Here is a 6,903-nt window from a genome sequence, read left to right as displayed (position 1 = left end):
TTGTTGCCACGGAGGTTCATGCCAAGATAAGTGATTCTTGTTTCTCTGCGCAAGTAGACGCTTTGTTGACTACCGAAGCATCAGAGCCGCTTACCGTAACAACAGTATGGGTAGAAAAAGAATCGCTTCAAAATACGATTCTTGATTCGGGAAGTGATGCACAGGTTGTTATGGACAAGACTGTAAATGCATTCAGAGCCACTCCAACGCCAGGAGCATAAATGATATATTCAACTATGTTTTTGTGGTAGTTTTTGTTCCAAAGTTTCAATTGCAAGTCGGACACTTGAATTTCGTTTGTCATTTAATTTTTGGGGTGCTTCCTAGCTATGGAAGTGCCTCTTTTTATAGTGTTTCCCATATTTGGATAAATGCCAATAAAGTAGACAGAAAAAAGGAATGTTTCTTTAGGAAGACTGCCAGAAAATGTCTTCTTTTAATAAACCCTTCAATATATTCGAAACAAGCCAGGTTTACTTCTTTTAACGAAGTAAATTTTTTGCATTATCCCAGGGATAAGCGAGCTTTGAATAAGATGGAACGATGGCTAAATGGTCTTGTAATTGACGGAGTTCAGAAGAAAGGTACTGTGAGCCTCTATCTGTCTTTTCCATTAAGGCTACATACTTTAGAACCTGTACATATTAGCTGGTTTGAAAACCACTCCTACAAATTACCGGGAGATGAGCCACCAGAAAAATGGTTAATGAATATGAAATGTTTGGATTATCCGAAGAACAAGTTAAAATAAAATTTGTACAAGTGACTATTAGAGTACATGCTGGAATGTTTAACGAGCTTATTTCAAAAATCAAAAATATTCTAAATGAAAAAACTTGATCAGAGCTTAATGAAATCTTATAGTTCACAACTTTCCTTACATGGTAATTTCCAGTGGTTCCAGATTTTTTGCACCTAACAACATGGAAAGGGAACTCTGCTGTCCATCGCTACGCGGATATAGGGGGAAAGCTGTTGAGCTATCAAAAGTATCGCCTCCAGGGCTGAATTGAAAAGCAATATATGACAATTATCCGATAATCTTTGCCAATGACGTAAACCTTTTTCTAGTATACAATAAATTCAAGGTAAGCGCTAACAACGGCTTTCTGACAGCATCGGAATGATTGGATATGAGCTCACGGTCATTCCTGGAATTACCTCAAAAGAAAAGCAACTACTCAATCATCTTAGGAGGATCTGACAATGAACGTATGACAACCGAACAGTCGCTTGGAGGACTACCATTGATCAAAAATGCACGCAGCCTTCGCGAATCAAGCTGGGATCGTACAGGGGAAACAAGGATTTCAAGGTCGTAGCACCCGGAGAAACATTCATCGTGGCAGATATTAAGGGGCCTGGATCCATCAAGCATATATGGATGAACTCGATGCTACTCCCTTATGTATCTGCGGAAGCTTGTCATTGAGATGTATTGGGATGGCGAAGAAAATCCGAGCGTAAGAGTCCCTCTTTGACGCCGAGGGTAAAGGTCATTATGTGGGCTGCGTGCTGAATATTGACAACTTCGACGCTTCCAACCAAGAATTTACTTGGCCGGGAGAGGGCGATGACATGATTTTTATCGATCGAGACATTTGGCCGCCGTCCTTGCATGGAACCGGCACAGAGGACTATTTCAACGCTGCATGGGGTTTTCCGAGCGAGGAATATTCAGCGACTTATCACGGTGTTTCGCTAGGCAGCGATGTTCAGGAGCATTTCGGTAAATGGAGCTTGTACAGATTCCAAGTGGAGGATCCCGTTCGTTTCAAGAAGTCAACCAGGGTAACGATAGAACATGGACATGCCAATAACAAAGGGAATGAACTTTCCAGCGTAGCCTATTGGTACCAGTTAGAGCCGCATAAACCGCTTGAAGCTTTGCCGCCAGTGGAACAAAGATTGCCTCGCAGATGGCCGGAGCACGGATTGTGGGATCGTTAAAATTAACTATTCAGGGGGCGTTAAGTATGAGTTTGAACAAACGACTAAATACGATTTCATTGGCAATTGTTCTAATCTTGGCAGCCATTCTATCGGGCTGTGCGGGCAACAATGAACAAGCACCGGAAAGCAGCAAATCGAATGAATCCCCGCAGGCAAGTAAGAGTGGACAGTTTATTACCGTGCTTGTAGAGGGTGGCAGTCCAGCCTTTAAAGTGGCCACTGCAACAGCGGAGGAATTCAAGAAGCAGACAGGATATGAAGTTAAAATTGAATCGGTTCCCTATATCGGCGTCTTTGATAAGTTAAACGCAGAGCTGAAAGCCAAGGCAGGGTCTTATGATGTGGCCACGATTGATATCTTGTGGTTCCCGGCATTGGCGAGTGGTCTCGAATCCATGGATGATCTGTATACAGATGAAGTAAACAGCGATCTGTTTCCTAATTTAATAGATGGCGCAATCGTAGACGGCAAGAAGCTCGGCATGCCTGTATGGACTAACTCGAAGACCATGCAGTACCGAAAAGACCTGTTTGAGGACACGAAAGAAATGGAAGCCTTCAAGAAGGAATATGGCTACGAGTTAAAGCCTCCGACGAATTGGCAAGAGTATCGTGATGTCGCCAAATTCTTCACTCGCGATACCAACAATGACGGCCAAATCGATTTATACGGTACTGGTGTATTAGGCAAGAACAATGGAGATTCCGTCGCAAGCTGGCTGGACCATTCTCTGCAAGCCGGTGCTGATCGCCTAGTTGTCGGCGAAGACGGTAAAGCGAATGTCAATACTAAGCCATACGTGGAAGCGTTGGATTTCCTAGTAAAGGTTCTCAGAGAAGACAAGTCGGCTCCTGAGGGTGCGCTGAACATGGCTTCCGATGAAATTGCCGAGCTGTTCTGGAATGGCAAGATGGCTATGATGCTGGAGTGGGGACATTTCTTCGTCCCATCTAACGATCCTGCAAAATCGAAAGTGGCAGGCAAAGTAGGCACTGCGCCGATGATCGGCGGAGCAGCGGGAATCGGAGTTGTTCCTGGACCTTGGTATCAAGTGATTCCAGCTTCATCTAAGAAAAAGGATATCGCTAAAGAGTACGTCAAGTTCTTGTTTGAACGGAATGAGCAATTCTTAGAGGTTATTGGTGTAGCCGCTCGCAAATCGATATTTGACAAGAACGGATCTAAACCAGAATATGCTCATCTAAATTCACTTACAACAACACTGTCGGCTAAGCAAACACTTAACCGTCCTGTACTTGAACATTGGAACGAAATTGAGAGTGAAGCACTTATACCTGCAGTTCAAGCCGCTTTATCAGGTAAATCAACTCCTCAAGAGGCACTGGATGAAGCCGCAAAAATCATTAATGAGATTCATGGACTATAATTAAGCGCTTAAAAGTTAATCAGAGGATAGGTGAATGAGACCTATCCTCTGATTCCATTCCATCCATAGATAGGACGTGACTCCATGAACAAGGGTGATCGAAGTACTGCATTATTGTTTTTTTCTCCGGCTGCCGCTTTTATGATTCTCTTTTTTCTTTATCCCATGTTTCTCTTACTAAGAGATAGTTTGTTTGATTCAAAAACAAGCATGCAATTTGTAGGTATGGAGAATTACGCTAATGCTTTGAATTCAGACCGTTTCCATCAATCCTTATACAATACTATCACTTTTGTAATTGGAGCCGTATCGATTGAGTTGGTGCTCGGACTCATCCTGGCACTGTTGCTCAGTACAGGGTTTAGAGGCAGTCATTTTACACGTACGCTCTTTTTAAGTCCACTTATGATTGCACCGCTTGTATGCGGTTTAATATGGAAATTCATGCTTAATGATCAGTTCGGGATCCTTAACTCCGTACTGTTCAAGCTGAATATTATTGATAGTCCGCAGAGCATTCTGTGGTTATCAGATAGCAAATATGCCCTTCTTTCCTGCATAATAGCTGATGTTTGGTTGACTACGCCATTTATGATGCTGGTTCTGCTTGCTGGCATTCAAGGGATATCTGGAACGCTTTACGAAGCTGCACACATTGACGGCGCTAGCCGCAGTCAACGATTCTGGCACATTACACTGCCTAATCTTCGACCGGTAATCGTGGTGGCAGTCCTGATTCGTATGATCGATGCGGCACGATCATTCGATATCATCTGGGTATTAACGCAAGGTGGTCCTAATTTCGCGTCTTCCGTATTAAGTACGGTGATTTACAACACCATGACCCGCTATAATCAGGTCGGTTATGCCAGTGCGATGGCCATTTTATTTATGATTGCATTAATGTCGATATGCGGATTTTTCATGTATCGATTATGGAGCCCAAACAATAAGGCAGTATGACATAGGGGGTTATCGGAATGACCACGTTTACTAATCGAAGATTAACGGTAAGCTCTACTTTAATCCTACTATTAACGGGATCACTGGTGCTTGCATTCATCTTTCCATACGTTTATTTAATTATGACTTCCCTGAAGCCTTCTACGGAGGTGATTTCGTCCAATCCGACCTTGCTTCCCTCTGTCTTTACGTTTGATAATTATCGAACCATGTTTGACGTTCTTCCAATTGGCAAGTATTTCGGAAATAGCTTTTTTACTGCCATCTTCAGCACTTTAATAAGTGTGTTTCTGGGTTCATTAGCTGCCTATGGATTATCTCGCTTTTCCTCTCGCTTAGGGAACATGTTTCTACTGCTGACATTAGCTGTTCGAATGGTACCTATGATTAGTGTGGCTGTTCCGATGTATCGGATTATTAACCAATTGGGCTTGTACGATACGAAGCTGGCTTTGACTCTTATTTATACAAGCATTAACATCCCATTCGTTATTTGGTTAATGATTGGATTCTTTGATGGCTTGCCTAAAGAATTGGACGAATCAGCACGTGTAGATGGCTGTAGTAAATTCGGTGCGTTCATAAAGATCATTCTGCCCATTTCACTTCCCGGCTTGGCGACTACTGCTATCTTCAGCTACTTAATGTCGTGGAATGACTTTCTGATGGCTTTGATGATGACTAGTACTTCTGCCAAGACAATGCCGGTCGGTCTTTCGGAGTTTTTGGGAGCTTATAATCTAGATTTAGGGCCGATGACTGCTGCGGCTGTCTGCTTCAGTTTTCCAGTTGTTCTTATTTCCTTCTTAATACAAAGATTTATTGTGAGTGGAATGACGATGGGTGCGGTTAAGGAATAGCTATGGAAAATATGATATGAGAGATATGAAACATGGAGGAATTCTAAAAGAACATCATAGTCGTGTTCGGCTCATCAATAACAGTCAGACTGCCGTATCCGGCAGCCTGACTGTTTTTTGTCGGCATATAAGAAAGTATATAGCTCCGAGGGGCAGGGTTACTCTATTTCAGAGATTAGTTTTATTTCTACCGCTAATGGATTCAAAAAAACGATTGAAAGAGCAACTAGTGGTAAAAGTACCTGTAATATGATCTATATATCCTGAAACAGCGCGATCTGGACCAAAGTATAACCGACAAGAGACGATGCTTTAGGGATTCAGATATGGGGGGATGGCGGCTTAATGGTGGAACACATGGAGATATGTAGCTTGAATTCATTTTTAGGATTTTTAATAGACTTTTAGGGATGATATGTTTATAATACAAAACATCAAGCGTTGTAAACGTTTACGTAAACGATTACGTGAATCGGTTTAACACATATTTAAAGGAGAATAAGGCGGGGATGGGCAAGTTACTGCGGAATCGGTTTATGATCGGAATTTTGTTGTCCATGGCTTTCTTGCAGCTCGGTATTTGGGTTAGGAACTTTGCGGTTTTGTTGTTTGTTATGGAGCAGACGGACGGCAGTGCATTAGCCGTATCTATGATATCGGTTGCCGAATTTGCGCCTATATTTATTTTCTCCTTCATTGGAGGTGTATGGGCAGACCGATGGAAGCCAAAAAAAACGATGGTCTTGTGCGATGTGGGCAGCGCGATATCGGTTGCGTTCGTTCTGTTGGCCTTGCTGCTCGGAACATGGAAGGTCGTATTCTTGGCTACGCTGGTTTCGTCGATCTTGTCTCAATTTTCCCAACCATCGGGCATGAAATTGTTTAAGCAGCATGTGCCGGAGGATCAGCTTCAGACGGGTATGTCTCTGTTCCAGTCCGTAATGGCCGTCTTTACATTGATCGGCCCGGTACTGGGTACGCTGTTTTATTATCAATTCGGTGTTGAAATCGCCATCGGTTTGGTTTCGATTTGTTTCCTTCTCTCGGCCGCTGTCTTATCTATGCTGCCTGCAGACGCTAAACACGACAAGATGAAGCTTTCGAACAGCATGAGAACCGAAATGGTGCAGGGACTGCATTATATCAAGGAGAAGCGTATTTTGCTTTTGTTGGGAACATGCTTTTGCTTTACCGGTCTTGGTGTCGGGTTTATCCAACCCTTGGGTATCTTTCTCATCACGGAGAGACTCGGACTGCCAAAGGATTATTTACAGTGGCTGATGTCTTTGAACGGAACGGGGATGATTGTCGGCGGAGCCTTAACGGTAATATTGAGCAAAGTGATGTCGGCCCGCTCCCTGCTCGCTGTCGGTTTGGCAGTAAATGCGGTATGTATGGCAGTATCAGGATTGTCCATGTTATTGTGGCTTACGCTCTCTGCCCAATTTCTTATCGGTATGGTTACGCCCGGCTTTCAAGTTGCGGTCCAAACATTGATCTTGAAAAATACGGAGCAAGCGTATGTGGGTCGAGTGAACGGAATTTTGTCTCCTCTGTTTATGGGCTCAATGCTGATTACAATGAGCATGTCGGGGTGGCTTAAAGAGCAATTGTCCGTTATGGTGATGTATCTGTTGGCAGGTGTATTTTTTGCGTTAGGACTGTTAATCATTACACCTCTGTTTCGAAAGGAACCGATTGCTGAGGCAGCGGGAATTATGAAAATCTAAAACAATTTA

At 43.2% G+C, this 6,903-nt stretch carries 4 protein-coding genes and 2 pseudogenes; all 6 read left to right on the top strand.

The window, feature by feature from the left end:
* Positions 1–221: pseudogene (locus ACESLK_RS10425) on the top strand (right-handed parallel beta-helix repeat-containing protein); the annotation flags it as partial.
* A gap of 1,264 nt (positions 222–1,485) precedes the next feature.
* Positions 1,486–1,950 (top strand): annotated as a pseudogene (locus ACESLK_RS10420) (DUF2961 domain-containing protein); the annotation flags it as partial.
* Positions 1,951–1,976: 26 nt separating this feature from the next.
* Positions 1,977–3,341 carry an ABC transporter substrate-binding protein gene (locus ACESLK_RS10415; protein ID WP_373229362.1) on the top strand — a complete coding sequence of 455 codons (1,365 nt, stop codon included), beginning with the start codon at positions 1,977–1,979 and terminating at the stop codon, positions 3,339–3,341.
* Positions 3,342–3,425: 84 nt separating this feature from the next.
* Positions 3,426–4,304 (top strand): carbohydrate ABC transporter permease, encoded by an 879-nt coding sequence (locus tag ACESLK_RS10410; RefSeq protein ID WP_373229361.1) that lies wholly within the window; start codon positions 3,426–3,428, stop codon positions 4,302–4,304.
* 17 nt (positions 4,305–4,321) lie between these two features.
* Entirely contained in the window at positions 4,322–5,164 is an 843-nt protein-coding gene (locus tag ACESLK_RS10405) for a carbohydrate ABC transporter permease (RefSeq protein ID WP_373229360.1), read from the top strand.
* 509 nt (positions 5,165–5,673) lie between these two features.
* Positions 5,674–6,894 carry an MFS transporter gene (locus ACESLK_RS10400; protein ID WP_373229359.1) on the top strand — a complete coding sequence of 407 codons (1,221 nt, stop codon included), beginning with the start codon at positions 5,674–5,676 and terminating at the stop codon, positions 6,892–6,894.
* Positions 6,895–6,903: the final 9 nt, after the last annotated feature.

The organism is Cohnella sp. (assembly GCF_041640265.1).
Taxonomy (GTDB): Bacteria; Bacillota; Bacilli; order Paenibacillales; family Paenibacillaceae; genus Cohnella.
This window is presented reverse-complemented; position numbering and strand designations above follow the sequence as displayed.